The sequence below is a fragment of the Pseudomonas sp. IT-P4 genome (genome assembly GCF_949767755.1).
Taxonomy (GTDB): Bacteria; Pseudomonadota; Gammaproteobacteria; order Pseudomonadales; family Pseudomonadaceae; genus Aquipseudomonas; species Aquipseudomonas monachiensis.
On record NZ_CATKPX010000023.1, the window covers coordinates 389,215 to 415,150 of the forward strand.

22 protein-coding genes are annotated in these 25,936 nt (G+C 61.2%); 15 read left to right on the top strand and 7 right to left on the bottom strand.

The features are described 5' to 3' along the window. Positions 1-68 precede the first annotated feature (68 nt). Positions 69-725, bottom strand: coding sequence for an HAD family hydrolase (locus tag ACM6IT_RS08360; RefSeq protein WP_056726442.1), 657 nt, complete (start codon positions 723-725; stop codon positions 69-71). Between the two features lie 143 nt (positions 726-868). Here ACM6IT_RS08360 and ACM6IT_RS08365 point away from each other — a divergent pair, with 143 nt between their 5' ends. Both ACM6IT_RS08365 and ptsP read left to right on the top strand, forming a co-directional pair. Further along, positions 869-1,348: an RNA pyrophosphohydrolase gene (locus ACM6IT_RS08365; RefSeq protein WP_003229203.1), complete on the top strand. Its 480-nt coding sequence runs from the start codon at positions 869-871 to the stop codon at positions 1,346-1,348. Positions 1,349-1,370: 22 nt separating this feature from the next. Next, a complete protein-coding gene (gene ptsP, locus ACM6IT_RS08370) occupies positions 1,371-3,650 on the top strand; it encodes a phosphoenolpyruvate--protein phosphotransferase (protein ID WP_056726443.1) in 2,280 nt (759 codons plus the stop codon). 175 nt (positions 3,651-3,825) lie between these two features. Here ptsP and ACM6IT_RS08375 read toward each other — a convergent pair whose 3' ends face one another. After that, positions 3,826-4,572 (bottom strand): NRDE family protein, encoded by a 747-nt coding sequence (locus tag ACM6IT_RS08375; protein ID WP_414917798.1) that lies wholly within the window; start codon positions 4,570-4,572, stop codon positions 3,826-3,828. 134 nt (positions 4,573-4,706) lie between these two features. Here ACM6IT_RS08375 and ACM6IT_RS08380 point away from each other — a divergent pair, with 134 nt between their 5' ends. From ACM6IT_RS08380 to ACM6IT_RS08390, 3 genes are all read left to right on the top strand, one after another. Continuing rightward, on the top strand, positions 4,707-5,489 hold the full coding sequence (locus ACM6IT_RS08380; RefSeq protein ID WP_414913629.1) for a sulfite exporter TauE/SafE family protein: 783 nt from the start codon (positions 4,707-4,709) through the stop codon (positions 5,487-5,489). Positions 5,490-5,586: 97 nt separating this feature from the next. Next, positions 5,587-6,393 carry a prolipoprotein diacylglyceryl transferase gene (lgt, locus tag ACM6IT_RS08385; protein WP_056726446.1) on the top strand — a complete coding sequence of 269 codons (807 nt, stop codon included), beginning with the start codon at positions 5,587-5,589 and terminating at the stop codon, positions 6,391-6,393. Between the two features lie 49 nt (positions 6,394-6,442). Further along, positions 6,443-7,414 (top strand): thymidylate synthase, encoded by a 972-nt coding sequence (locus tag ACM6IT_RS08390; RefSeq protein WP_150755062.1) that lies wholly within the window; start codon positions 6,443-6,445, stop codon positions 7,412-7,414. A 140-nt stretch (positions 7,415-7,554) separates the two neighbouring features. Here ACM6IT_RS08390 and cadR read toward each other — a convergent pair whose 3' ends face one another. Further along, complete coding sequence (cadR, locus tag ACM6IT_RS08395; RefSeq protein WP_414917799.1) at positions 7,555-8,004, bottom strand: Cd(II)/Pb(II)-responsive transcriptional regulator; 450 nt, start codon at positions 8,002-8,004, stop codon at positions 7,555-7,557. A 93-nt stretch (positions 8,005-8,097) separates the two neighbouring features. Here cadR and ACM6IT_RS08400 point away from each other — a divergent pair, with 93 nt between their 5' ends. The 8 genes from ACM6IT_RS08400 to ACM6IT_RS08435 all read left to right on the top strand — a co-directional run bounded on the left by ACM6IT_RS08400 (position 8,098) and on the right by ACM6IT_RS08435 (position 17,753). Further along, the gene (locus ACM6IT_RS08400) at positions 8,098-10,359 is read left to right on the top strand and encodes a heavy metal translocating P-type ATPase (RefSeq protein ID WP_414917800.1); all 2,262 of its coding nucleotides are present in this window, start codon (positions 8,098-8,100) and stop codon (positions 10,357-10,359) included. Positions 10,360-10,375: 16 nt separating this feature from the next. Further along, positions 10,376-11,239, top strand: coding sequence for a LysR family transcriptional regulator (locus ACM6IT_RS08405; protein WP_414917801.1), 864 nt, complete (start codon positions 10,376-10,378; stop codon positions 11,237-11,239). 187 nt (positions 11,240-11,426) lie between these two features. After that, entirely contained in the window at positions 11,427-12,503 is a 1,077-nt protein-coding gene (locus ACM6IT_RS08410) for a putative 2-aminoethylphosphonate ABC transporter ATP-binding protein (RefSeq protein WP_414917802.1), read from the top strand. Further along, complete coding sequence (locus ACM6IT_RS08415; RefSeq protein WP_414913483.1) at positions 12,503-14,227, top strand: putative 2-aminoethylphosphonate ABC transporter permease subunit; 1,725 nt, start codon at positions 12,503-12,505, stop codon at positions 14,225-14,227. Before ACM6IT_RS08410 ends, ACM6IT_RS08415 begins: the two co-directional genes overlap by 1 nt. Before the next feature lie 38 nt (positions 14,228-14,265). Then, entirely contained in the window at positions 14,266-15,291 is a 1,026-nt protein-coding gene (locus ACM6IT_RS08420) for a putative 2-aminoethylphosphonate ABC transporter substrate-binding protein (RefSeq protein WP_414913482.1), read from the top strand. Positions 15,292-15,417: 126 nt separating this feature from the next. After that, on the top strand, positions 15,418-16,551 hold the full coding sequence (locus ACM6IT_RS08425; protein ID WP_414913481.1) for a TIGR03364 family FAD-dependent oxidoreductase: 1,134 nt from the start codon (positions 15,418-15,420) through the stop codon (positions 16,549-16,551). Further along, positions 16,551-17,114, top strand: coding sequence for a phosphonate degradation HD-domain oxygenase (locus tag ACM6IT_RS08430; RefSeq protein ID WP_414917803.1), 564 nt, complete (start codon positions 16,551-16,553; stop codon positions 17,112-17,114). Before ACM6IT_RS08425 ends, ACM6IT_RS08430 begins: the two co-directional genes overlap by 1 nt. A gap of 108 nt (positions 17,115-17,222) precedes the next feature. Next, positions 17,223-17,753, top strand: a complete 531-nt coding sequence (locus tag ACM6IT_RS08435) for a hypothetical protein (RefSeq protein ID WP_409078167.1) — start codon at positions 17,223-17,225, stop codon at positions 17,751-17,753. A gap of 12 nt (positions 17,754-17,765) precedes the next feature. Here ACM6IT_RS08435 and ACM6IT_RS08440 read toward each other — a convergent pair whose 3' ends face one another. Continuing rightward, complete coding sequence (locus ACM6IT_RS08440; protein WP_414913479.1) at positions 17,766-19,142, bottom strand: GTPase/DUF3482 domain-containing protein; 1,377 nt, start codon at positions 19,140-19,142, stop codon at positions 17,766-17,768. Beyond that, positions 19,135-20,505, bottom strand: coding sequence for a DUF2868 domain-containing protein (locus ACM6IT_RS08445; protein WP_414917804.1), 1,371 nt, complete (start codon positions 20,503-20,505; stop codon positions 19,135-19,137). Before ACM6IT_RS08445 ends, ACM6IT_RS08440 begins: the two co-directional genes overlap by 8 nt. 85 nt (positions 20,506-20,590) lie before the next feature. Here ACM6IT_RS08445 and ACM6IT_RS08450 point away from each other — a divergent pair, with 85 nt between their 5' ends. Beyond that, positions 20,591-21,103: a dihydrofolate reductase gene (locus ACM6IT_RS08450; protein ID WP_056726458.1), complete on the top strand. Its 513-nt coding sequence runs from the start codon at positions 20,591-20,593 to the stop codon at positions 21,101-21,103. A 115-nt stretch (positions 21,104-21,218) separates the two neighbouring features. Here ACM6IT_RS08450 and ACM6IT_RS08455 read toward each other — a convergent pair whose 3' ends face one another. Next, entirely contained in the window at positions 21,219-22,610 is a 1,392-nt protein-coding gene (locus ACM6IT_RS08455) for an L-cystine transporter (protein ID WP_409078164.1), read from the bottom strand. 254 nt (positions 22,611-22,864) lie between these two features. Here ACM6IT_RS08455 and ACM6IT_RS08460 point away from each other — a divergent pair, with 254 nt between their 5' ends. Then, positions 22,865-23,920 carry a haloacid dehalogenase-like hydrolase gene (locus ACM6IT_RS08460; RefSeq protein ID WP_414917805.1) on the top strand — a complete coding sequence of 352 codons (1,056 nt, stop codon included), beginning with the start codon at positions 22,865-22,867 and terminating at the stop codon, positions 23,918-23,920. A gap of 85 nt (positions 23,921-24,005) precedes the next feature. On the opposite strand, the gene ilvD is transcribed toward ACM6IT_RS08460, so the two are convergent. Next, the gene (gene ilvD, locus ACM6IT_RS08465; protein ID WP_409078163.1) at positions 24,006-25,847 is read right to left on the bottom strand and encodes a dihydroxy-acid dehydratase; all 1,842 of its coding nucleotides are present in this window, start codon (positions 25,845-25,847) and stop codon (positions 24,006-24,008) included. Positions 25,848-25,936: the final 89 nt, after the last annotated feature.

Consider the following 25,936-nt stretch of genomic DNA (forward strand, 5'->3'; position numbering starts at 1 on the left):
CGGCAGCTCCTACAGGTGTGCGCGCGATACCTTGTAGGAGCTGCCGAAGGCTGCGATCTTTTGATTTATCAATCGCGCAACGAAATCACCGGCCAACCCCGCTTCTCGGCCTCGGCTCGCAGATTCGGGTCCGGATCAACCGCCACCGCATGAGTCACCTGCTCCAGCAACGGAAAATCATTCATCGAGTCGCTATAGAAGTAACTGTCTTCCAGCGTAAACCCGGTTTCCTCCAGCCAGCGATTCAAGCGCGTCACCTTGCCCTCGCGAAAGCACGGCACGTCGGTGCTGCGCCCGGTGTAGCGGCCGTCGACCATTTCGCATTCGGTGGCGATCAGGGTTTCGACACCCAGGCGCTCGGCAATCGGCCCGGTGACGAAGCGGTTGGTCGCAGTGATGATCACCAGTTTGTCGCCGGCCGCGCGGTGCTTGGCCAAAAGCTCGATGGCTTTGGGCAGCAGGATCGGTTCGATGCAGTCGCGCATGTAATCGCTGTGCCATTGAGCCAGCGTGGCCATTTCGGTGCGGCCGAGGACTTCCAGGCAGAAGTTCAGGTAAGCGGCGTTATCCAGTTTGCCGGCCAGGTAATCCTGGTAGAACGCATCGTTGCGTGCCTTGTAGGCGACGGCGTCTAGAAAGCCGCGCTCGCACAGGTAATCGCCCCAAGCGTGATCGCTGTCACCGCCCAGAAGGGTGTTGTCCAAATCGAATAAAGCCAGGCGCATTACAGTTACCCGCTGAAAAGTCAGTAAAAAGGCGACAAGAATACGGTCTTTTCACAAGAGTGCACATAAGGTAGGAACCTTCGTTGCCGCCTTCACAACCTTTGTGGAACAATGCGGCGACATGCGTTTGCGAGGTTGTTGCCGTGATCGACCCCGATGGTTTTCGCCCCAATGTCGGGATCATTCTGACGAATGACGCCGGCCAGGTGCTATGGGCTCGCCGAATCAATCAAGATGCCTGGCAGTTTCCGCAGGGGGGAATCAACCCCGAAGAGACGCCGGAAGACGCCTTGTACCGCGAGCTGAACGAAGAAGTGGGCCTTGAACGCGAAGATGTTGAAATTCTCGCCTGCACCCGGGGCTGGTTGCGCTATCGTTTGCCGCAACGTCTGGTACGTACCCACAGCCAACCGCTGTGCATCGGCCAGAAACAGAAATGGTTTCTCCTGCGCCTGATCTCCAACGAGCAGCGGGTGCGGATGGATTTGACCGGTAAACCGGAATTCGATGGCTGGCGCTGGGTCAGCTATTGGTATCCGTTGGGCCAGGTGGTGACATTCAAGCGCGAGGTGTATCGACGCGCTCTCAAAGAGCTTGCCCCGCGCCTTTTAGCGCGCGACTGACGACGGAGTTCGACCCCGAGCCATGCTCAATACGCTGCGCAAGATCGTCCAGGAAGTTAACTCCGCCAAGGATCTCAAGGCGGCGTTGGGGATTATTGTGTTGCGCGTCAAAGAGGCCATGGGCAGCCAGGTCTGCTCGGTCTACCTGCTTGATCCGGAGACCAACCGCTTCGTGCTGATGGCCACCGAGGGCTTGAACAAGCGCTCGATCGGCAAGGTCAGCATGGCGCCCAACGAAGGTCTGGTGGGTCTGGTCGGCACGCGTGAAGAACCCCTGAACCTCGAAAACGCCGCGGACCACCCGCGCTACCGCTACTTCGCCGAAACCGGTGAAGAGCGCTACGCCTCGTTCCTCGGTGCGCCGATCATTCACCACCGCCGCGTCGTCGGCGTGTTGGTCATCCAGCAAAAAGAACGTCGCCAGTTCGATGAGGGTGAAGAAGCCTTCCTCGTGACCATGAGCGCGCAGCTCGCCGGTGTTATCGCCCACGCCGAAGCCACCGGTTCGATCCGTGGCCTCGGTCGCCAGGGCAAGGGCATCCAGGAAGCCAAGTTCGTCGGCGTGCCGGGTTCGCCGGGTGCCGCGGTTGGTACGGCGGTAGTCATGTTGCCCCCGGCCGATCTGGACGTGGTGCCGGATAAGGCCATTTCTGACATCGACGCCGAGCTCAAGCTGTTCAAGACCGCCATCGAAGGCGTACGCGCCGACATGCGCGCGTTGTCGGCCAAGCTCGCCACCCAGCTGCGCCCCGAAGAACGGGCCTTGTTCGACGTCTACCTGATGATGCTCGACGATGCCGCGCTGGGCAGCGAAGTCACCACCGTGATCAAGACCGGCCAGTGGGCCCAGGGCGCGTTGCGCCAGGTGGTCACCGATCACGTCAACCGCTTTGAATTGATGGACGACGCTTACCTGCGTGAGCGTGCCTCCGACGTCAAGGACCTCGGCCGTCGCTTGCTGGCTTATTTGCAGGAAGAGCGCCAGCAAACCCTGGTCTACCCCGACAACACTATTCTGGTCAGCGAAGAACTGACGCCGGCGATGCTCGGCGAGGTGCCGGAAGGCAAGCTGGCCGGCCTGGTGTCGGTGCTCGGTTCCGGTAACTCCCACGTCGCCATCCTCGCCCGCGCCATGGGCATTCCGACCGTGATGGGCCTGGTCGACCTGCCGTACTCCAAGGTCGACGGCATCCAGATGATCGTCGACGGCTACCACGGCGAGGTCTACACCAACCCGAGTGAAGTGCTGCGCAAGCAGTTCGCCGAGGTGGTCGAGGAAGAGAAACAACTGGCCCTGGGGCTGGATGCGCTGCGCGACCTGCCGTGCGTGACAGTCGATGGCCACCGCATGCCGCTGTGGGTCAACACCGGCCTGCTGGCGGATGTGGCGCGCGCGCAGAAGCGCGGTGCCGAAGGCGTGGGTCTGTACCGCACCGAAGTGCCGTTCATGATCAACCAGCGTTTCCCGAGCGAAAAGGAACAACTGGCGATCTACCGCGAACAGCTGTCCGCGTTCCACCCGCAACCGGTGACCATGCGAACCCTGGACATCGGCGGCGACAAATCGCTGTCGTACTTCCCGATCAAGGAAGACAACCCCTTCCTCGGCTGGCGCGGCATTCGCGTCACCCTTGATCACCCGGAAATTTTCCTGGTGCAGACCCGCGCCATGCTCAAGGCCAGTGAAGGCCTGAACAACCTGCGCATCCTGCTGCCGATGATTTCCGGCACCCACGAGCTGGAGGAAGCCCTGCACCTGATCCACCGTGCCTGGGGTGAAGTGCGTGACGAGGGCTGCGACGTACCGATGCCGCCGATTGGCGTCATGATCGAGATTCCGGCGGCGGTGTACCAGACCAAGGAACTGGCGCGGCAAGTGGACTTCCTGTCGGTCGGCTCCAACGACCTGACCCAGTACCTGTTGGCCGTGGACCGCAACAACCCGCGGGTGGCCGACCTCTACGATTACCTGCACCCGGCGGTGCTTCAGGCGCTGCAGAATGTGGTGCGTGATGCCCACGCCGAAGGCAAGCCAGTGAGTATCTGCGGTGAAATGGCCGGTGATCCGGCGGCGGCGGTGCTGTTGATGGCGATGGGGTTCGACAGTTTGTCGATGAACGCCACCAACTTGCCGAAAGTGAAGTGGATGCTGCGCCAGATCAACCTGAGCAAGGCCAAGGAACTGCTGGCAGAGCTGATGACCATCGACAACCCGCAAGTGATTCACAGCTCGTTGCAGCTGGCGCTGAAGAACCTCGGGTTGGCGCGGATGATCAATCCGGCAGCAATCAAGCCCCTCTAAAACGCTGACGGCCCCTGTGGCGAGGGAGCTTGCTCCCGCTGGAGTGCGAAGCGCTCCTAACTCCGGCTAATGCGGTTTTTCAGAAAAACTGTGGTAGCTGGATTGCGACTGCTTCGCAGCCGAGCGGGACGGTGCGGCGATCCGACAAGCACCCTCGCCACAGGGCCACGTCAGATCAAATTTTGAGTTCCACTTCTCCAAGATGCCCACCAAACGGCCCGAAACTCCTTTCGACCATATGCAGCGCCCCATCCGCCTGCACAATCAACGCCGTACTCGCCCGCGTTCCATAGCTCTGGCTGGCAATGAACACGCTCGACAGCAACGTCTCGGTGGCCAGTCCGACACCGGTATCCGGCAACTCGGCAAACGGCGCGGTCTGTGCATCGCTCAATAACGCCAGCAGCGCCTGCGGCTGCGGATCATCCAGCACCTCGCTCAATGCAGCCTTGGCCTTGAGCAACTTCGGCCACGGCGTATCCAGCCCGGCGTTCGACACGCCGTAGACTCCCGGTTGCAGCATCACGGCTTGCGTTTCCCGGGCGTTGAAGTGCCAGAGCTCGTTCCTGTTGCCAACCAGTAGATTGAAACCGCCATATTCAAGCGAACGTCGGACAACGTCGGCCAAATAGTCATCAATCGAGCAGTCGCCATTGAGAAATCGCGCGACCAGCTCCCCACGAGACTTGCGCCCCGGTGGCCGATGGGGATCGCGGATGTTGGTCAGCGCCGCAAAACGGCCGTTGGCACCGACACCGAGCCAGGTGCCACCAGCCTCGAGGTCGCGCCCCGCATGTACGTGCGGCGCTTCGGGCCATGGCGCCAGAGGCAGGCTGGGGCGGGCGTAGAATTCATCGCGATTGGCCGCCACGACCAGCGGCTGGGCATGACCCGGTCGCCAGGCAAAAACAATCAGGCACATCAGGCTGTCCTTGTGTGTTTTTTGCTCACTCTACGCAGACATCGCTCATCGATCCATCGCCTTGCGCAGTGGAGCTTGAGGCCATGCATCCGTTACCATGCCGCTCCGGTTTTGGGGATGCGGGCGGGACGACCATGGAATTTCTGCTCTATCTGGCGCTCGGCGCCTGTGCAGGTGTACTCGCCGGGCTGTTTGGCGTGGGTGGCGGGATTATCATAGTCCCGGTGCTGGTGTTCAGCTTCAAGGCCCAAGGGTTCGATCCGTCGATCCTCACGCACCTGGCAGTGGGTACGTCCCTGGCGACGATCATCTTTACCTCGGTAAACGCGGTACGCGAGCATCATCGCCGTGGCGCCGTGCGTTGGCCGATCTTCATGTGGATGACCGTCGGTATTCTGCTCGGAGCCGGGTTCGGCGCGCTGACGGCCGAAGCGATTTCCGGCCCCAACCTGCAGAAGCTCATTGGTGTATTCGCCCTGGTGATCGCCGCTCAGCTGGCGCTGGAGATCAAACCCCAGGCCAGCCGAACCGTGCCGGGCAAACTCGGTCTGACCGTGGCCGGCAGCGTGATTGGCTGGGCTTCGGCGATTTTCGGCATTGGCGGCGGTTCGTTGACCGTACCATTCCTGACCTGGCGCAGCGTGCCGATGCAGCAAGCGGTGGCCACTTCATCGGCCTGCGGTCTGCCGATTGCCCTGGCCAGTGCACTAAGTTTCATGATTCTGGGCTGGCACGATCCGTTGCTCCCGGCCCATAGTCTCGGTTTTATCTATTTGCCGGCGTTGCTGGGCATTGCCCTGACCAGCATGGTGTTCGCCCGCTTGGGCGCGCGATTGGCCCACAGGTTGTCGCCGAAGTTGCTGAAACGGCTGTTTGCCGCTTTGCTGTTCTGCGTCGGCCTGAACTTTCTAGTCTGAAGCATCTGCTCTGACGGGCAGCGCAATCCTGGCTTAATCCTGAGGTGGCAGCGTCGCCCGGGAATTTTTAAGATTTGAACTCTAACGAGGAGTCGCAATGCTGCCTTACCCGCAGATCGACCCGGTGGCCCTGGCCATCGGTCCGCTGAAAATCCACTGGTACGGCTTGATGTACCTGATCGGCATTGGCGGCGCCTGGCTGCTGGCGTCCCGCCGCCTGAACCGCTTCGACCCGACCTGGACCAAGGAGAAACTCTCCGACATGGTGTTCTGGATGTCGATGGGGGTGATCGTCGGCGGACGTCTGGGTTATGTGCTGTTCTACGATCTGAGCGCTTACCTGGCCAACCCGATGCTGATTTTCGAAGTGTGGAAGGGCGGCATGTCGTTCCACGGCGGTTTCATCGGCGTGATGCTGGCGGCATTGTGGTTCGGCAAGAAGAACAACAAGTCGTTCTTCCAACTGATGGATTTCGTTGCGCCGATGGTGCCGATTGGCCTGGGCGCCGGGCGTATCGGCAACTTCATCAACGCCGAGTTGTGGGGCAAGGCGACCGATGTGCCATGGGCGATGGTCTTTCCGACCGATCCGGCGCAACTGGCGCGTCATCCGTCGCAGCTGTACCAGTTCGCCCTCGAAGGCGTGGCACTGTTCCTGATTCTCTGGCTGTTCTCGCGCAAGCCACGGCCGACCATGGCGGTATCGGGGATGTTCGCGCTGTTCTATGGCATCTTCCGTTTCATCGTCGAGTTCGTCCGCGTACCGGACGCCCAGTTGGGCTATCTGGCCTGGAACTGGCTGACTATGGGCCAGGTGCTGTGCGTGCCGATGATCGTCGGCGGGCTGTTCCTGATCTGGCTGGCGTATCACCGCGCCCCGGCAACTCCAGCGGCAGCCGTATAAAATTCGAACCCCGGGGCTACGGTCCCGGGTTCAAGGACACAGGTAATTCATGAAGCAATATCTCGAACTGGTCGCCCACGTCATCAAGAACGGCACCAAACAGGCCAACCGTACCGGCGTGAACACCATCAGCTTTCCCGGTGCGATGCTGCGTTATGACCTGCAGGAAGGTTTCCCGGCGATTACCACGCGCAAGATGGCGTTCAAGTCGGCCATCGGCGAAATGTGCGGATTCCTGCGTGGCGTGAACAACGCTGCCGAATTCCGCGCCCTGGGCTGCAAGGTCTGGGACCAGAACGCCAACGAAAACGCCCAGTGGCTGGCCAACCCGTTCCGTCAGGGCGAAGACGACCTCGGCGAAATCTACGGCGTGCAATGGCGCAAATGGCCTGCGTACAAGCAGATCCCGGTCAGCAACCCGGCTGCCATCGAGCAGACCCTGAAGCAAGGCTATCGCCAGATTGCCGAAGGCGAAGAAGACGGCCAGGCCTATGTGGTGCTCTACAAGGCCATCGATCAGGTTCGCCAGTGCGTCGACACCATCATCAAGGACCCGGGCAGCCGCCGCATCCTGTTCCATGGCTGGAACTGCGCGCAGCTAGATGAAATGGCCTTGCCACCGTGCCACCTGCTCTACCAGTTCCACCCGAATGTCGAGACCAGGGAGATTTCCCTGACCCTCTACATCCGCTCCAACGACCTGGGCCTGGGCACGCCGTTCAACCTCACCGAAGGTGCTGCGCTGTTGAGCCTGATTGGTCGCCTGACGGGCTACACGCCGCGTTGGTTCACCTATTTCATCGGTGATGCCCACGTCTACGAAAACCACTTGGACATGCTCAACGAACAGCTCAAGCGCGAGCCGTTCCCGATGCCGAAACTGGTGATTTCCGACCGTGTGCCGGAGTTTGCCAAGACGGGTGTTTACCAGCCGGAATGGCTGGAGCTGGTGGAACCGGGGGATTTCTCGCTGGAAGGGTACGAACACCATGCGCCGATGACCGCGCCGATGGCGGTCTGAAATACGACGCTTAACCAATGTGGGAGCGGGCTTGCTCGCGAAAGCGGTCTGTCAGTGAAATCTATATCAATTGACACGGCCCCTTCGCGAGCAAGTCGAATCGTCGCACCGCCGCTCCCACATTGGGTTTTGCGGTGTGCTTAGTGGCCGTGACTACGGCCAACATGAGAATGCTCCACCTCCGTCGCCGCCACCCCGCCGCTCACTTCCAGGCGCTGCAAAATCCCGCATTGATCGATACCCGGCCCCTCGCCGCAGCGTTGGCGCAGGTCGAGCAGCTGTGTCTGCAAGGCCAGCAAGCCGTCGATCCGCGCCTTCACATGGTGGATGTGCTCGTCGATCAGCGCATTAACGCTTTCGCACTGATCCTGCGGACTGTCGCGAAACGCCAGCAGGCTGCGGATTTCTTCAAGTGTCATGTCGAGGGTGCGACAGTTGCGGATGAATGTCAGGCGCTCGGCGTGGGCCTGGGTATAGACGCGATAATTGCCGTCACTGCGGGCCGGTTCCGGCAGAAGGCTCTCGCGCTCGTAGTAGCGGATCGTTTCCACGGCGCAGTCCGTGAGTTTCGCCAATTCTCCAATTTTCATGACGCCAATCTCCAAAACTCCGGAATGGGTGCTTGACCCTATAGTGGCTACAGGGTCTTTACTTGGCAACAGGCACTCTTATGGACGCAACCAATGAGCGATTCCCTGCATTCCCACAAACCCGAGGCTGGACACGAGCACAGCCACAAGCTCAAACCCGTGAAAAAACATGACCACGGCGGTCATGGCGACGCCTGTTGTTCATCTAAAGCGGCAGCGCCTGCGCTGGTAAAACTGAGCGAATTGCCGACGCCCGGGGCCCGACTGAGCCGTTTTCGCATCGAGGCGATGGACTGTCCAACCGAACAGACGCTGATCCAGAATAAGCTAAGCAAACTGACCGGCGTGCACCAGTTGGAGTTCAATCTGATTAATCGGGTGCTCGGCGTGACCCACGATTTTCCTGGAGTCGAGCCGATCGTCGAGGCCATCAAGTCCTTGGGCATGCAGGCCGAACCGCTGGAACAGGGTGCTGAAGCCCCGACGCCGGCGCCTGGGAAAAAGCCGTGGTGGCCCTTGGCGTTATCCGGTGTTGGTGCATTGCTGGCAGAAGTTATCCACTTCACCGGCTTCGCGCCGAACTGGGTGGTGGCGGTTATAGCGCTGGTCTCGATCCTCAGCGGTGGCCTTGGTACATACAAAAAAGGCTGGATTGCCCTTAAAAACCGCAACCTGAACATCAACGCCCTGATGAGCATTGCCGTGACCGGCGCGGTGCTGATCGGCCAGTGGCCGGAAGCGGCGATGGTGATGTTCCTGTTCACCGTGGCCGAGTTGATCGAAGCCAAATCCCTCGACCGTGCGCGCAATGCCATCAGCGGTTTGATGCAAATGACCCCGGACACGGCAACGGTGTTGCAGGCTGACGGGAGCTGGCTTGAGCAGGATGTCGAAAACATCGGGCTTGGCGCGCGGGTACGGGTGCGCCCCGGTGAGCGTATCGGCCTGGACGGTGAAGTGCTGTCCGGTCGCTCGACCATCGACCAGGCGCCAATCACCGGTGAAAGCCTGCCGGTGGAAAAAACCGTCGGCGACAAAGTGTTCGCCGGGACCATCAATCAGGCAGGTTCGCTGGAGTACGCGGTGACCGCCGTGGCGGATAACTCGACCCTGGCCCGCATCATCCACGCCGTCGAGCAGGCCCAAGGGGCGCGGGCGCCGACCCAGCGTTTCGTCGACAGTTTCTCGAAAATCTACACCCCGGCGGTGTTTGTCCTGGCCCTGGCCGTGGCGGTGATCCCGCCATTGTTCATGGGCGAGTTGTGGTTCGACTGGATCTACCGGGCGCTGGTGCTGCTGGTGGTGGCCTGCCCCTGTGCGCTGGTGATTTCCACGCCGGTGACCATCGTCAGCGGCCTCGCGGCGGCGGCGCGCAAAGGCATTCTCGTCAAGGGCGGCGTCTATCTGGAGGGCGGTTACAAGCTCGATTACCTGGCCCTGGACAAGACCGGTACCATCACTCACGGCAAACCGGTGCAGACCGACTACCTGTCGCTGGACCCGACCGCCGACGACTCGGCGCCCGCCATTGCCGCCGCGCTGGCCGGGCGCTCGGATCACCCGGTCTCCCTGGCCATCGCCAAAGCGGCTGTGGATAACCAGACCGCGATGCTGATTGTGGATAACTTCGAAGCGCTTGGCGGGCGCGGGGTGCGCGGCGAGATCAACGGCCAGCTCTACCATTTGGGCAATCATCGACTGGTGGAAGATCTGGGCCTGTGTTCGCCGGCGCTGGAGGAAAAGCTGTTTGCCCTGGAAAAACAGGGAAAATCGGTGGTGTTGCTGCTCGATTCGTCCGGCCCGTTGGCGCTGTTTGCCGTGGCGGACACGGTAAAGGAGTCAAGCCGCGAGGCTATCCGGCAGTTGCATGACCTGGGCATCAAGACCCTGATGCTCACCGGCGATAACGTCCACACCGCGCAAGCCATTGCCGTGCAAGTCGGCATCGACGAAGCCCGGGGCGACCTGTTGCCAGGCGACAAATTGCAGGCTGTCGAGGCTCTTTACGCCCAAGGGCATCGGGTCGGCATGGTCGGCGATGGCATCAACGACGCCCCGGCCCTGGCGCGTTCCGAAATCGGCTTCGCCATGGCCGCCGCGGGTACCGATGCCGCAATAGAAACCGCCGATGTCGCCCTGATGGACGACGATCTGCGCAAAATCCCGGCGTTCATTCGACTGTCTCGGCAGACCTCGACCATCCTCAAACAGAACATCGCCCTGGCTTTGGTGATCAAGGCGATCTTTCTTGGGGTAACCTTCGCCGGGGTCGCTACCATGTGGATGGCGGTGTTCGCCGACATGGGCGTGAGTCTGCTGGTTGTGTTCAACGGTTTGCGCCTGCTGCGCAAGTAAAGGATGAGGGGCGGGTGTGCTGAGTGCCGAGCTGAAGGCGTTTTACATGGTGGCCCGCCTGGGCAGCATTACCCAGGCTGCCAAAAAGCTCGGCCTGAGCCAGCCGACGGTGACGACGCAGATCCGCAACCTCGAAAGTCAATATTCGGTCGAGCTGTTCTACCGTGGCGGCCGGCGTCTCAGCGTCAGCGAGGAGGGCGCGCGGCTGCTGCCGATGGTCAAGGAGCTGATGCAGCAGGAAGCCGACATCGAGTTTTTCCTGCGTAACTGCGGTCAGGTCCAGGGCACGTTGCGCATAGCCGCCACGGCGCCGTATTACATTCTCGACCTGGTGAAAACCTTCCGCGAACGCCTGCCGCAGGTTGAGGTTTCGGTGGAAATCGGCAACTCCCAACAGGTGCTTGAAGCGCTGGAGGATTACCGGGTCGATGTCGCGGCCTCGTCGCAGTTACTTGACGACGCGCGACTGGTTCGCCGGGTGCTCGGTAGCGATCCGCTGGTGCTGGCGGTGCATCGCGATCATCCGCTGGCGGTTCACGATCACGTGCCGCTCGGCGCCTTGGCCGGGCACACCTTGCTGATGCGCGAACCGGGCTCGACCACCCGTCGTTTGACCGAAGAGTTGCTGCTCAGCGCTGGCGTGTGTTTCGGCCCGCTGCTGGAGATCGGCAGCCGCGAATCGATTCGCGAAGCGGTGCTGCGCAACATCGGTATCAGCATCATTGCCCGACAGGAAGTGCCCCATGATCCGCAACTGCGAGTGCTGACCATCGAGAATGCACCGCAGATACCCGAATACCTGTATTGCCTCAAGGAGCGCAAAAACGCGCGGCTGCCGGCGGCGTTTCTGGGGTTGGCGCAGGAAATGGCTCCGGCTTGAATTAAAAGATCGCAGCCTTCGGCAGCTCCTACAGGGGAATGTGTTCTGTGTAGGAGCTGCCGAAGGCTGCGATCTTTTTTCCAACCAAAATCCTTGAATACCACTATCGGCAGTTTTTGCCTTACTGCCACATGACGGACTCATTACAACTCTAGGATGGCCCCCATCTGCCAGATGAGGTCCGTCCATGAACAACTCGATTGCAACTGCCCTGACCAACCCCGGTGCACCGATGAAAGTGCGCGGCGTACAGAAGCGTTTTGGCGCCTTCACCGCGTTGGATAACGTGTCCCTCGACGTGGCGGCTGGCGAACTGGTGTGCTTGCTGGGCCCGTCGGGTTGCGGAAAGACCACGTTGCTGCGTTGCATCGCCGGTCTGGAAAAGCAGGACAGCGGCGAGTTGTACCTCGGTGATCGTGACGTTTCCCACCTGGCGCCCCAGGCGCGGGACTACGGCATTCTGTTCCAGTCCTACGCGTTGTTTCCCAATCTCACCGTCGAAGCGAACATTGCCTACGGCCTCGCCGGCAGCGGTCGCGACGAGGTGCGCCGTCGTGTCGGCCAGATGCTGGAACTGGTTGGCCTGAGTGGCAGCGAGAAAAAGTATCCCGGTCAATTGTCCGGCGGCCAGCAGCAGCGGGTTGCCCTGGCTCGCGCCCTGGCCCCGGCACCTTCGCTGTTGCTGCTGGACGAGCCGATGTCGGCCCTCGATGCCCGGGTGCGCGAGCATCTGTGTACCGAGTTGCGCCAACTGCAACGCAACCTTGGCATCACCACCTTGATGGTCACCCACAATCAGGACGAGGCCATGCTGATGGCCGATCGCATCGCCGTGATGAACAACGGCAAGGTCGAGCAGTACGCCACGCCGCAGGAAATCTACAACCGCCCGGCCACGCCGTTTGTGGCGGAGTTCGTCGGCCAGGGTAATTGGCTACCCTTCCAGCGCAGCGGCGACAGCCACGCCCAGGTCGGCGGGATGAACATGCGTCTGGCCGATGGCAGCGCCAAGACCGCGTCGGGCCGCTTGTTCTGCCGTCCGGAAGCGATCAACGTCAACCCGCTGGTGCACGAGGAAAACCTGTTCCCGGCCAAGGTTCGCGAGATCACCTTCCTCGGCAACCGCTGCCGCATGAGCTTTGAACTCGATCATTTGCCGGGCCACGCCTTGCTGGCTGAACTGGCACCGGAAGCCATGCCGCGCCTGGGCGCCCAGCAGATCATGGTCGCCTTGCCGCCGCGCAGCCTGCAGGTATTTGCCTGATGAGCGCGAACATCGCCCTGCCGCTGCCGCACAAGCAGGTTCGGCAAACCACCCGCGCCGAGGTTGGTGACCGGTTGTTCGTGGTCGGTGGCAAAGTCCTCATGCTGGTGTTGTTGGGCGTTGCCGTATTGATGCCGTTGCTGGCGATCTTCTGGCGCGGTTTCAGCGCCGAAGCCGGGCAGGGCGGTGGCTGGGTCGCAGCAAAAGAGCTGGTGAGCAGCGAGAACTTCCATTGGTTGCTCGGTAACAGCCTGAAGGTTTCCCTCAGCGTCGCGGCCATTGTCGTACCGCTTGCCTACCTGTTTGCCTACGCCCTGCAACGCACCTTGATTCCGGCCAAAGGCATCTGGCGCGGTATTTCGCTGTTGCCATTGATGGCGCCGTCGATGCTGCCGGGGATTGCGCTGGTTTACCTGTTCGGCAACCAGGGCATGTTGCGTGGCCTGCTTTCGGACAACATCTACGGCTTCTGGGGCATTGTGCTCGGCGAAGTCATCTACACCTTCCCACACGCCTTGATGATTCTGCTGTCGGCCCTGTCCCTGGCCGATGCGCGACTGTTCGATGCTGCCTCCAGCATGGGAGCCAGCCCGGCCAAAGCCTTCCGCAGCATCACCTGGCCGGCGACCCGACAGGCTGTGTTCGCTGCGTTCTGCCTGGTGTTCACCCTGACCATCACCGATTTCGGCGTGCCCGTGGTGGTTGGTGGCGACTATCAAGTGCTGGCGCTGGAAGCCTACAAGGCGGTGGTCGGCCAGCAACAGTTCGGTCGCGGGGCGTTGATCGGCATGGTGCTGTTGCTGCCGGCGCTCTTCAGTTTCGGGGTCGATGCCTGGTTGCGTCGGCGCCATGGCGACTCCATGAGCGGTCGCGCCCAAGTGTTCAAGCCTTTGCCGTCGAAGCTGCGCGACAGCTGCTACCTGGTCATCGTCCTGCTGATCTGCGCCGCGTTGCTGCTGGTGTTCGGCATGGCGGTGTTCTCGTCCTTGGTGAAGTTCTGGCCGTACAACCTGTCGCTGTCGCTCAACCACTATCAGTTCAACGAAACCGCCGGCGGTGGCTGGCTGGCCTACGGCAACAGCCTGAAGATGGCCCTGGGCACGGCGTTGATCGGCAGCCTGCTGATTTTCACCGGCGCCTACCTGATGGAAAAAACCAAGGGCCAGCGCGGCCTGAACCTGAGCTTGCGCATGCTCAGTTTCGTCCCGATGGCGGTACCGGGACTGGTGCTTGGGCTGGGTTACGTCTTCTTCTTCAATCTCACTGGCAACCCGCTGCATGTGCTGTACGGGACCATGACCCTGCTGATCGTCTGCACCATTGCTCACTATTTGACCACCGCACAAATGACCGCCACCACCGCGCTGCGTCAGCTCGACGCCGAGTTCGAAGCCGCCGCGCTGTCGCTCAAGGCGCCGCTGTATCGCCATTACCTGCGGGTCACCGTGCCTATCTGCCTGCCGGCACTACTGGACATCGTGCGCTACCTGTTCGTCTCGGCCATGACCACCGTTTCGGCGGCGATCTTCCTCTACAGCCCCGACACCATCCTCGCGGCGGTGGCGGTACTGAACATGGACGACGCCGGCAACGTCGGCGGTGCGGCAGCGATGTCGACGCTGATCCTGATTACCTCGGCGGGCGTGTCTCTGCTGCTGGCCTGGGCCTCGCGCGGTTTGCTGCGCCGCTCCCAAGCCTGGCGGCAGACGGCGCCCGGTCATTGAATCTGCACAACCCCTCAACTCAAAAACAGGAAAAGATCATGTTCAAGCCTATGGCCCTGGCCGCTGCTGTCCTCACCGCTTTCAGCCTGAACGCCTTTGCGGCGAAAACCGAGTTGACGGTGTACACCGCCCTCGAAGCCGAACAACTGAAGACCTACAAAGAAGCTTTCGAAAAGGCCAACCCGGACGTCGAAATCAAATGGGTGCGTGATTCCACCGGCATCATCACTGCCAAACTGCTGGCCGAAAAAGCCCGTCCGCAGGCTGACGCCGTGTGGGGCCTGGCAGCTTCCAGCCTGGCGATCCTTGATCAGCAAGGCATGCTGCAAAGCTATGCACCGAAAGACCTGGGCAAGATCGGCGCCAACTACCGCGACGCGGCCAACCCACCAGCCTGGGTCGGCATGGACGTCTGGGCCGCGACCATTTGCTTCAACACCGTCGAAGCCGAGAAGCAGGGCCTGAGCAAACCCGTGAGCTGGCAGGACCTGACCAAGCCTGAGTACAAAGGCAAGATCGTCATGCCGAACCCTGCCTCGTCCGGCACCGGTTTCCTCGACGTCAGCGCCTGGCTGCAAACCTTCGGCGAGAAGCAGGGTTGGGCCTACATGGACGGCCTGCACCAGAACATCGGCCAGTACGTTCACTCCGGTTCCAAGCCTTGCAAACTGGCGGCGGCTGGCGAATTCCCGATCGGTATTTCCTTTGAATACCCGGCCGTTCAGCTGAAACGCCAGGGCGCACCGCTGGACATCATCCTGCCGAAGGAAGGCCTGGGTTGGGAGATCGAAGCGACTGCGGTGATCAAGGGTACTGCCCACGAAGAAGCGGCGAAGAAACTGGCTGACTTCTCCGCCAGTCCAGAGGCGATGGAGCTCTACAAGGAAAACTTCGCCGTGCTCGCCCAGCCTGGCATCGCCAAGCCGCAGACCGAACTGCCGGCTGACTACGAACAGCGCCTGATCAAGAACGACTTCGCCTGGGCTTCGAAGAACCGCGACGAGATCCTGACCGAATGGCGCAAGCGCTATGACGGCAAGTCAGAGAAAGTGGCGGCCAAATAACTGACTCAAACCTTGTGGCGAGGGAGCTTGCTCCCGTTCGGCTGCGCAGCAGTCGCTAAATTGCGAGGACCGCTTCGCGCTCCAGCGGGAGCAAGCTCCCTCGCCACAAACAGCGGGACTGCCTCCATGACACAACACAACGACATGCTGATCGTCGGCGCCGGCATCCTGGGTTTGTCCCACGCCTATGCCGCCGCCAAACGCGGTCTGAAGGTCAGGGTTTTCGAGCGCAGCGAAACGCCTGTTGGCGCTTCGGTGCGCAACTTCGGCCAGGCACTGGTCACCGGCCAACCGCCAGGACCAATGCTGGAACTGGCCCGCGCCAGTCGCGGAATCTGGGGCGACTGGGCGCAGCTCGCCGGCCTGCAACTCAAGCGCAATGGCTCGTACCTGTTCGCCCGCAACGAGGCGGAAGAGCAGTTGCTGGAAGCTTTCTGCGACGGCCGCGCCGTCGAACACGGTTACCGCGTCCACCTGCTGCGCGGCGCCGCGCTACGCGATTTGTACGGCGGTCAGTTCCGCCATCACCGCGCGGCCTTGCATGGTATGGACGATCAGCAGCTGTATTCCCGCGAAGCGATTCCGGCGCTGATCGACTTCCTGCGTCGCGACCTGGGCGTCAAGTTTCACTTCTCTACCCTGGTGCGCGATATCGAGCCGGGTCGCCTGCACAGCACCGCCGGCAGCTTCAGTGCCGAGCAGATCATCGTCTGCTCCGGCCACGATTATCAGACGCTGCTGGCCGAACAGATCGCCGAACTCGAGCCGCAAATCTGTCGCCTGCAAATGCTTCGCGCGCGCCCGCAAATCAACCTCAACCTGCAACACGCGCTGCTCACCGGTTTGAGTTGCGTGCACTACGGCGCCTTCGCCGACTTGCCGGAGGCCGGGGCGGTACAGGCAGAAATTCTGCGGTACGCACCGCATCTGCACGAAAACGGTATCCACCTGCTGATCAGCCCGACGCCCTATGGTGAATTGATCATTGGTGATTCGCACCATTACGGCAGCGATCCGTCACCCTTCAATGCCGAGCAGATTGACGACTGGATGATCGAGCTGGCCGAGCAGACCCTGGGCTGCAAGGTACAAGTGGTCGAGCGCTGGCAGGGGGTCTATGGTTCACGGGGACCGGGACCGTTCTCGTTTCTGCGCCCGGCAAAAGGCCTGAGCGTGGCGTTGATGCATACCGGTGTCGGCATGAGTGTCGGGCCAGCGATGGCTGAACGAAACATCGCAGCTGTGTTGGGGGAAATCTGATGGCGCGCAATGAACAAGTCGTCGCCGAAGTATTCAGTCTGTACGAGCGTTTTGGTGACAGCGATTACATCGGTGAACCGGTGTCGCAGATCGAGCACATGTCCCAGGGCGCTGAGCTGGCCATTGCCGAAGGCTTCGATGATGAAGTGATTCTGGCGGCGTTCTTTCACGACATCGGGCATATCTGCGCTGAAAGCGCGGAGAACATGGGCGGCTTAGGCGTGGTCAGTCATGAGCGTCTGGGTGCGGATTATCTGCGCCGCGCCGGTTTCAGCGAGCGCATGGCGCGTCTGGTCGAATACCACGTGCAGGCCAAGCGTTATCTGACGCTGAAAGAGCCGGGGTACTACGAGCGTCTGAGTGAAGCCAGTCGCCGAACCCTGGAATATCAGGGCGGGGTGATGACAGAGGCCGAGGCGCAGGCGTTCGAAAAAGACCCGTTGTGCGCGGTGAGTTTGCGCATGCGCCAGTGGGATGAGCTGGCCAAGGAGACGAACGTATCGCTTCTGGATCTCGACATTCTGAAGCGCAAGGCTTTGGCCCTTTTGCCTCAGGCGGCTTAAACGACCAGTGCAGATGAAACTCCCTACGGGAAAAGGAGACCATTCGCGCAGAGTGTTTCAGTGAGACGGGATAGCTTGATCGGCCCCAAATTGAAGAGAGCTATCCCTATGCGTTATTTGAAAGTCACCGCGCAGGACCGGAGCGCGAACGGCCGGGCCGATACCGTACTCCTGCATTTTTTCGAGGAAACCCACGGCGGCGAAGACAAGCTCATCCACAAGGCTTACGCGCTGGATATCACCGCCGATGGCAAGGTCGATTTCCAGGCTGGCGATGTAAACAACGACGGCAAGGAAAACACCAAGGACGAGCGTTTGCTCAAGTCGTTTGCGGACGCCTTTTTGCGGCTCAACTGGTTCAATTGCGGGAACATCTGGGCACGCTATCTGAAGATATTCGTCGAAGACTTTGCCAAGGATGGTTCGCCAGACACCGTACGCCTGCACTTTCATGACGGCGTCGGTAAACCGCAGGATGAAACCATCGCCTACACCGCTTCGGCCTACGACACCAACAATGACGGCGAACTGGATTGGTTGATCCATTTCGACATGGATAACGACGGTGATCAGGATGCGGTGGACCAGAAACTGGTTTCGTTGCTGAGCACTACATACCTGAAATTCAAATGGCGTTGACGATAAAGCGCATTAAAGTCGCTGCGCCAAAACCTCAATCTGTTCCTGCCGCTCCGCCTGATTCAATTTTGGATGAGGGTTGAGCGACGACCACTGCGGGTGCGCCCGGGCCTTGTTCAACGCTTCGGGCAGCTTGCCTTCGCGCCAGCTCTTGTCCTGGGGGGTGGCCACTTGGATGCTGTCCATCGCCGCATGCCCCCGGGCATTGAGCGCTTGCAGCAATTGCCGTTGGCGCAAGGCCAACAGGCGCAGCACGTTGTCATCCACCGTCAATTCACGCTGGCCCTTGATTTTACCGAGCAAACGGCTGCCGTAACTGCGCGCGGTTTGCAGGGCGCCGCCAGCGATGGCCCCGGCGAGTGCCGCCGCGCCCAGGGTGATGCCACCCACCAGCAGATCAACCCCGGCCCCGGCGGCCGCGCCGGCTGCGATTCCGCCACCGACTCGCACGCCCAATTGTTTCAGGGTTTCCGGATTGAACAAGTCGTCGCCCCAACGGCCGTCGAGCAGCGGCAAATCACTGGCGGCGGCATCCTGTGGGCGGAAGGCGTAGAGCTTGAGCAGGGCCTCGACGCAACGCTGCTCGCGCTGGCGTACGGCTTTGCGTAGTTCGCTGATCGCCTGTTGTTCCTGCTCGGCCTCACTGACCACACCGCGTCGGCAGGCCGCGCAATCGATCAATAATTCGGCAATCAACCGCGCCGCACTTTGCTGGCGAGCCAGACGCTGGGCTTGCTGGTCGGCGATCAGGCGTTCGAGCTGCGGCCGGGCGGATTCCAGCAACAGGGCGAGACTTTCATAGAGTCGACGCTCGCCATCCTCCGGCGGCGCGACGCTGTCAAAGCGCACCAAGGCATGCAAGCCAAGCCGCGCCAGTGCTTCACGCCATGCCGGCTCGCGGTGGTTGGCGCTGCTGACGAAGTTCAGCACCGGCAGCAAGGGTTTGCCACAACTGGCCAGCACTTCCAGTTCGTCGCGATACTTGGCCAACACCGGCTCCCGGGCGTCGATCACATAGAGCCCGGCGTCCGACGCCAGCAACTGGCGCAGCACCTTGGCTTCCTGTTCGAAGCGTTGCCGGGCTTCGCTGCCATCGAGGAAACGAGCCAGCCGCGCCGGGCCGTCGAGGCGTTCGCCAGGCCGCTCCAGGCGTTCGAGGTAGTCGAGCAGGGCGATGGCGTCTTCCAGACCGGGAGTGTCGTAGAGGTCGAGCAAGGGCTCGCCGTCCACCGACAACCGTGCACCTTCGACGTGCCGCGTGGTGCTGGGGCGATGGGACACTTCACCGAAGCCGACGTCGCGGGTCAGGGTACGCAGCAACGAGGTTTTGCCGACGTTGGTGTGGCCGACCACGGCGAGTTTCAGCGGCTGCTTCCAGGTATCAGTCATGACCCGTCTCCAGCCAGTTCATCGGTGCACAATCGGCAAACGGCAGCTCAAGCTGTTGCAGCGCCACGTGCCAGTCGCCCAGGCGTTCAGCGTCCAGTGCTTCTCCGGGTGGTGCCTGCAACAACCACACGCGGGTGGCGCTGGCACTGCGCGCCAGTTCGGCAATCAAGGCCAGGCTGCCGCGATCCGGCGAACGCCGTGGATCGCACGCAATGGCCAGGCGCGCGGGGGGAAAGCGACTCAGTTGTTCGAGGAGTTTGTGTCTCGATTCGCGGCTGTCGAGGATGCCGGCGTTGCTGACGGTTTTCGGCAATTGCGGTGGCCACGGGCGGTCGTCGTCCAGTTCGATGGCGACCAATAGAGCACCATCACTTTGTTGTTCACTGACGCCGCTTTCCACGCGATGCAGTTGGGCCGGTGCTGCATCGCTGACGCCGAGGCGCTCACTGGTGGGCATCAAGCGTTCGCGCAGTTCTGCGTAACCAGGCAGGTTCAAATCCAGGCGCAGCGCCGCCTGCCCGGATTTCCAGCGCCACAGGCAAAACAGCGCGAGCAGCAGGCGCGGCAAAACGCCGTAGACCAGCAGAACGCCCACCAGCCACGCGGCCCAGGCCTGGCGGGCGCTTTCGATGTTGAGGGCGGCGTCGCCACTGGCGCGGATCATCTCCTCGGTGGGCACGCTGAAGCCGAGCAGGGCCGGCAGCGCGCCGAGGGCCTGGGTCACGGCAATAAAAGTATCGGCGCCGAGGATGGTGGTTTCCCAGACGAAGCCGTAGCGCCGGGTCGCCATCAACGCCAGCAGGATCACCAGCGCGCTGAGCATCGCCAGCAACCACAAGCTGTTGACCAGCACACCGATTGCCCAGCGGTTGAGTTTCTGCCGTTGCAACAACAGCAGCAGAGCCGGCGCCAGTTGTGCGGCTTTGGCGTCCCGGGCGAGTTTTTCGCTTAGCCACAGCCACAGGCGTCCGAGGCTGGCGCCGTGTTCACCGGCAAACACCAGGCCCAAGGCCCAGCTCAGCAGCAGGATCAGATTGAGCCCGAGCAAGCTGCCCAAGGCCCAGAACACATTCACCGGGTGCAGGCCGTCGCCCATGGCGGCAAAGGCCAGGCCGGCCCCGCTGATCACCGCCAGCACCGCCATGACGATCAGCGCCAGTCGCGCGCCTTGCAGCCAGTGTTTGAGGGCCGTAACCAGGCCATCGCGTTCAGCCAGCCACAGGGCCCGGCGTTGAATGCGCAACGGTAAATCGCCGCCGGTGCTGCGGGCCAGTCGGTTGGCTTCAAGGTCTTCCAGAGGGCCGGCGTACTCTTCGCGCAGGCGGATGGTTTCTGTCAGCCAGAGGGTATTGAGTTCAGTCACGCGGCATCCCGTCGCTTAATTGAGCAGTGAGCATAACCGCTGTGGCGCTTATCGGCGAAAGCGAGGCTCTGGTATCCTCGCCGGCATGACTAAATCACTCCCCCTCAGCCTGATCGCAGCCCTCGGTGAAAACCGTGTGATCGGCGTCGACAACAGCATGCCCTGGCACTTGCCGGGGGACTTCAAATACTTCAAGGCCACGACGCTCGGAAAGCCGATCATCATGGGTCGCAAGACCTGGGATTCCCTCGGTCGCCCGTTGCCGGGCCGTTTGAACATCGTGGTCAGCCGTCAGGCGGATCTGGTGCTGGAAGGCGCGGAGGTTTATCCGTCGCTCGAAGCCGCTGTGGTTCGCGCCGAAGCATGGGCGAAGGAACAGGGCGTTGATGAGCTGATGCTGATTGGCGGGGCGCAGTTGTATGCGCAAGGGTTGGCGCAGGCTGATCGGTTGTACCTGACCCGCGTGGCGCTGAGCCCGGAAGGGGATGCGTGGTTTCCGGAGTTTGATTTGAACCAGTGGAAACTGGTGTCGAATGTGCCGAACCCGGCCGAAGGCGACAAACCGGCGTACAACTTCGAAGTCTGGGAAAAAGCCTAAAGATCGCAGCCAGCGGCAGCTCCTACAGGATCAGCGCATTCACTGTAGGAGCTGGCGAAGCCTGCGATCTTTTGATCTTTCTTTGCCACGAAAAGATCGCAGCCTGCGGCAGCTCCTACGCGTGAGCCAACGCCGAATGCTCATCCGCATCCAGCAATTCTTTATCAGTCTGCTGCATCACCTGACTGGTAATCGCCCCCGCCGTCATCGAGCCACTGACGTTCAACGCCGTACGCCCCATATCAATCAGCGGCTCGACCGAAATCAGCAACGCCACCAGTGACACTGGCAAGCCCATCGCCGGCAACACGATCAACGCCGCAAAGGTCGCACCGCCGCCAACCCCGGCCACACCGGCCGAACTCAGCGTGACAATCGCCACCAGCGTCGCGATCCACAGTGGGTCCAGCGGGTTGATGCCCACGGTCGGCGCCACCATCACCGCCAACATCGCCGGGTACAGGCCGGCGCAACCATTCTGGCCAATGGTTGCGCCAAACGAAGCGGCGAAACTGGCGATGGACTGCGGGATACCCAGGCGACTGGTCTGCGCTTCGATGCTCAATGGAATCGTCGCAGCGCTCGAACGGCTGGTGAAGGCAAACGTCAGCACCGGCCAGATCTTGCGGAAGAAGCGTAGCGGATTGATCCCGGCGGCCGACACCAGCACGCCATGTACCACGAACATCAGGCCCAGGCCGATGTAGGACACCACCACGAAACTGCCGAGCTTGATGATGTCTTGCAGGTTCGAACCGGCGACCACTTTGGTCATCAGCGCCAGAACACCGTACGGGGTCAGCTTCATCACCAGGCGCACCAGGCGCATCACCCAGGCTTGCAGGGTGTCGATGGCGTTGATCACTTTCTGACCTTTCTCGACATCATCCTTGAGCAATTGCAGGGCCGCGACACCGAGGAACGCGGCGAAGATCACCACGCTGATGATCGACGTCGGCTTGGCCCGCGCCAGATCGGCGAACGGGTTTTGCGGAATGAACGACAGCAACAGCTGCGGCACATTCAGGTCGGCGACCTTGCCGGCGTAGTCGGTCTGGATGGTTTGCAGGCGCGCCATTTCCTGGGTACCGGCCACCAGGCCTTCGGCGCTCAGGCCGAACAGGTTGGTCAGACCGATGCCGATCAAGGCCGCGATGGCCGTGGTGAACAGCAGCGTGCCGATGGTCAGGAAGCTGATCTTGCCCAGCGATGAGGCGTTGTGCAGGCGGGCCACGGCGCTGAGGATCGAGGCGAACACCAGCGGGATCACGATCATTTGCAGCAGTTGCACATAACCGTTGCCCACCAGATCGAACCATCCGATCGAGGTTTTGAGGACCGGGTTGCCGGCACCGTAAACGGTGTGCAAGGCCACGCCGAACGCCACGCCCAGCACCAGTGCGAGCAGGACTTTTTTCGCCAGGCTCCAGGTGGTGTGGCGGGTTTGCGCCAAGCCAAGGAGCAGGGCGAGGAACACCAGCAGATTGAGAATCAGCGGCAGATTCATTGGAACTCCCATTAAACTTTTGCCAACTGCCTTCCAGGACAGCTGCGAACCGGCAAGCCTAACAGCTTGAAAACTAATGAATTAATATCAAAAACGCATGGTTTCCGTCGTTTTTGGAATAAGCCGATGTCGCTGTCAGAAATGCAGCTGGCGCGAAAGGGACGCAGGCGGTCGCTGACAGACGGGGACTGTCACACTTATTTGTTAGCGTCGATCTCCTTTATTCAGGGTCTTTTTATAAGGGAAGCATGCCAATGAAGTTCGCACCGAAATTGCTGGCTGCAGCACTTTGCCTGGGCCTTGCCGGCCAGGTGCTTGCAACGGATCTGAAACACTGGCCCGCCGATCAGGCCAAGGCGCTGGAGGCGATGATCGCCGCCAACGCCAACAAGGGTAACTACGCGGTGTTCGACATGGACAACACCAGTTACCGCTACGACCTCGAAGAGTCGTTGCTGCCGTTCATGGAGAACAAGGGCCTGATCACCCGCGACAAGCTCGATCCCTCCCTGAAACTGATGCCGTTCAAGGACACCGCCGACCACAAGGAAAGCCTGTTCAGCTACTACTACCGCCTCTGTGAAGTCGACGACATGGTTTGCTATCCATGGGTCGCCCAGGTGTTCTCCGGCTTTACGCTCAAGGAGCTCAAGGGTTACGTCGACGAGATGATGGCGTCGGGCAAACCGGTGCCGGCCACCTATTACGAAGGCGACGTGGTCAAGAAACTCGACGTCAACCCGCCGAAGATCTTCACTGGCCAGCAAGAGCTCTACAACAAGCTGATGGAGAACGGCATCGAGGTCTACGTGATGACCGCTGCCTCCGAGGAACTGGTGCGCATGGTCGCGTCCGATCCGAAGTACGGCTACAACGTCAAACCGCAGAACGTGATCGGTGTGTCGCTGCTGCTCAAGGACCCGAAAACTGGCGAGCTGACTACCGCGCGCAAGCAGGTCACCGCCGGCAAGTATGACGAGAAGGCCAACCTCGGCCTCGAACTGACCCCGTACCTGTGGACCCCGGCAACCTGGATGGCCGGCAAGCAGGCGGCAATCCTGACCTACATCGACGAGTGGAAAAAACCGGTGCTGGTTGGCGGCGATACCCCTAGCAGCGACGGCTACATGCTGTTCCACAGTGTTGACGTGGCCAAGGGCGGCATCCACCTGTGGATCAACCGCAAGGACAAGTACATGACCCAGATCCAGGGCATGATGGCCAAGAACGCCGCGGCCCAGGCCAAGGAAGGGTTGACGGTGACGGCTGACAAGAACTGGGTGATCGTCAAGCCTGAAGATATCCAGTAAGACGACACCGCTCCCACAGTTGACCGAGTTGATAATAAAAATGCCCCGCACTTGGCGGGGCATTTTCATGTTCGACGGTTAAAACTCAGAGCCCGTCGAGCATCGCCTTGTTACGCACAGCACCCTTGTCGGCACTGGTGGCCAGCAGGGCATAGGCTTTCAGCGCAGTGGTCACTTTGCGCGGACGCACTTCCACCGGCTTCCAGCCTTTCTTGTCCTGCTCAACCCGGCGTGCAGCCAGTTCTTCATCGCTGACCAACAGGTTGATCGAGCGGTTCGGAATGTCGATCAGCACTTTGTCGCCGTTCTGCACCAGGCCGATTGCGCCGCCGGCAGCGGCTTCAGGCGAAGCGTGGCCGATGGACAGGCCGGAGGTGCCGCCGGAGAAACGACCGTCGGTGAGCAGGGCGCAGGCTTTGCCCAGGCCTTTGGATTTCAGGTACGAAGTCGGGTAGAGCATTTCCTGCATGCCCGGGCCGCCTTTCGGGCCTTCGTAGCGAATGATGACGATGTCGCCTTCTTTCACTTCGTCAGCAAGGATGCCGCGCACGGCGCTGTCCTGGCTTTCGAAGATCTTGGCGTTGCCTTCGAACACGTGGATCGACTCGTCGACACCAGCGGTTTTCACCACGCAACCGTCAAGAGCGATGTTGCCGTAGAGAACGGCCAGGCCGCCTTCTTGCGAGTACGCGTGCTCGACACTGCGGATGCAGCCGTTTTCACGGTCGTCGTCCAGGGTTTCCCAACGGGTCGACTGGCTGAACGCTGTTTGCGTCGGGATGCCCGCAGGACCGGCCTTGAAGAAGTGGTGCACGGCTTCGTCGGTGGTCTGGGTGATGTCCCACTTGGCGATGGCTTCTTCCATGCTGCGGCTGTGCACGGTCGGCAGCTGGGTATGCAGCAAGCCGCCACGGGCCAGCGAACCGAGGATACTGAAAATCCCGCCGGCACGGTGCACGTCTTCCATGTGGTACTTCTGGATGTTCGGCGCGACCTTGCACAGTTGCGGCACGTGACGGGACAGACGGTCGATGTCGCGCAGGTCGAAATCGATCTCGGCTTCCTGGGCGGCGGCCAGCAAGTGCAGGATGGTGTTGGTGGAACCGCCCATGGCGATGTCCAGGGTCATGGCGTTTTCGAACGCCTGGAAGTTGGCGATGTTGCGCGGCAGTACCGACTCGTCGTTCTCGCCGTAGTAACGCTTGCACAGCTCGACGATGGTGCGGCCGGCCTGCAGGAACAGCTGCTCGCGGTCGCTGTGGGTGGCCAGGGTCGAACCGTTGCCCGGCAATGCCAGGCCCAGGGCTTCGACCAGGCAGTTCATCGAGTTGGCGGTGAACATGCCGGAGCACGAACCGCAGGTCGGGCAGGCGCTGCGCTCGTACTCGGCGACTTTCTCGTCAGAAGCGCTGGAGTCGGCGGCGATCACCATGGCGTCGACCAGGTCGAGGCCGTGGGAGGCAAGTTTGGTCTTGCCGGCTTCCATCGGGCCGCCGGAGACGAAGATCACCGGGATGTTCAGGCGCAGGGACGCCATCAACATGCCGGGGGTGATCTTGTCGCAGTTGGAGATACACACGATCGCGTCGGCGCAGTGGGCGTTGACCATGTACTCGACGGAGTCGGCGATGATCTCGCGGCTCGGCAGCGAATAGAGCATGCCGTCGTGGCCCATGGCGATGCCGTCATCGACAGCGATGGTGTTGAATTCCTTCGCCACGCCGCCGGCGCGTTCGATCTCGCGGGCGACCAGTTGGCCCAGGTCCTTGAGGTGTACGTGACCCGGTACGAACTGGGTGAACGAGTTGGCAATGGCGATGATCGGCTTCTTGAAGTCGTCATCTTTCATCCCCGTGGCGCGCCACAGTGCGCGGGCACCGGCCATGTTGCGGCCGTGGGTGGATGTTTTCGAGCGGTAATCAGGCATGAAGCACTCCGGGCGGCTAATCAGGTATCAAAAGGGAAGTGAGCTTCTATTGACGTCTGGAACACTCAGAAATGGCCGCGTGTCCGGAA

What these genes read in the sequence shown, in the direction of transcription:
- ACM6IT_RS08425 (WP_414913481.1), top strand. Translation starts at nt 15,418, where the DNA reads ATGACACAACACAACGACATGCTGATCGTCGGCGCCGGCATCCTGGGT.
- ACM6IT_RS08460 (WP_414917805.1), top strand. Translation starts at nt 22,865, where the DNA reads ATGAAGTTCGCACCGAAATTGCTGGCTGCAGCACTTTGCCTGGGCCTT.
- ACM6IT_RS08380 (WP_414913629.1), top strand. Translation starts at nt 4,707, where the DNA reads ATGGAATTTCTGCTCTATCTGGCGCTCGGCGCCTGTGCAGGTGTACTC.
- ACM6IT_RS08450 (WP_056726458.1), top strand. Translation starts at nt 20,591, where the DNA reads ATGACTAAATCACTCCCCCTCAGCCTGATCGCAGCCCTCGGTGAAAAC.
- ACM6IT_RS08435 (WP_409078167.1), top strand. Translation starts at nt 17,223, where the DNA reads ATGCGTTATTTGAAAGTCACCGCGCAGGACCGGAGCGCGAACGGCCGG.
- ACM6IT_RS08360 (WP_056726442.1), bottom strand. Translation starts at nt 725, where the DNA reads ATGCGCCTGGCTTTATTCGATTTGGACAACACCCTTCTGGGCGGTGAC.
- ACM6IT_RS08440 (WP_414913479.1), bottom strand. Translation starts at nt 19,142, where the DNA reads ATGACTGATACCTGGAAGCAGCCGCTGAAACTCGCCGTGGTCGGCCAC.
- ACM6IT_RS08455 (WP_409078164.1), bottom strand. Translation starts at nt 22,610, where the DNA reads ATGAATCTGCCGCTGATTCTCAATCTGCTGGTGTTCCTCGCCCTGCTC.
- ACM6IT_RS08375 (WP_414917798.1), bottom strand. Translation starts at nt 4,572, where the DNA reads ATGTGCCTGATTGTTTTTGCCTGGCGACCGGGTCATGCCCAGCCGCTG.
- lgt (WP_056726446.1), top strand. Translation starts at nt 5,587, where the DNA reads ATGCTGCCTTACCCGCAGATCGACCCGGTGGCCCTGGCCATCGGTCCG.
- ilvD (WP_409078163.1), bottom strand. Translation starts at nt 25,847, where the DNA reads ATGCCTGATTACCGCTCGAAAACATCCACCCACGGCCGCAACATGGCC.
- cadR (WP_414917799.1), bottom strand. Translation starts at nt 8,004, where the DNA reads ATGAAAATTGGAGAATTGGCGAAACTCACGGACTGCGCCGTGGAAACG.
- ACM6IT_RS08430 (WP_414917803.1), top strand. Translation starts at nt 16,551, where the DNA reads ATGGCGCGCAATGAACAAGTCGTCGCCGAAGTATTCAGTCTGTACGAG.
- ACM6IT_RS08400 (WP_414917800.1), top strand. Translation starts at nt 8,098, where the DNA reads ATGAGCGATTCCCTGCATTCCCACAAACCCGAGGCTGGACACGAGCAC.
- ACM6IT_RS08420 (WP_414913482.1), top strand. Translation starts at nt 14,266, where the DNA reads ATGTTCAAGCCTATGGCCCTGGCCGCTGCTGTCCTCACCGCTTTCAGC.
- ACM6IT_RS08410 (WP_414917802.1), top strand. Translation starts at nt 11,427, where the DNA reads ATGAACAACTCGATTGCAACTGCCCTGACCAACCCCGGTGCACCGATG.
- ACM6IT_RS08415 (WP_414913483.1), top strand. Translation starts at nt 12,503, where the DNA reads ATGAGCGCGAACATCGCCCTGCCGCTGCCGCACAAGCAGGTTCGGCAA.
- ACM6IT_RS08390 (WP_150755062.1), top strand. Translation starts at nt 6,443, where the DNA reads ATGAAGCAATATCTCGAACTGGTCGCCCACGTCATCAAGAACGGCACC.
- ptsP (WP_056726443.1), top strand. Translation starts at nt 1,371, where the DNA reads ATGCTCAATACGCTGCGCAAGATCGTCCAGGAAGTTAACTCCGCCAAG.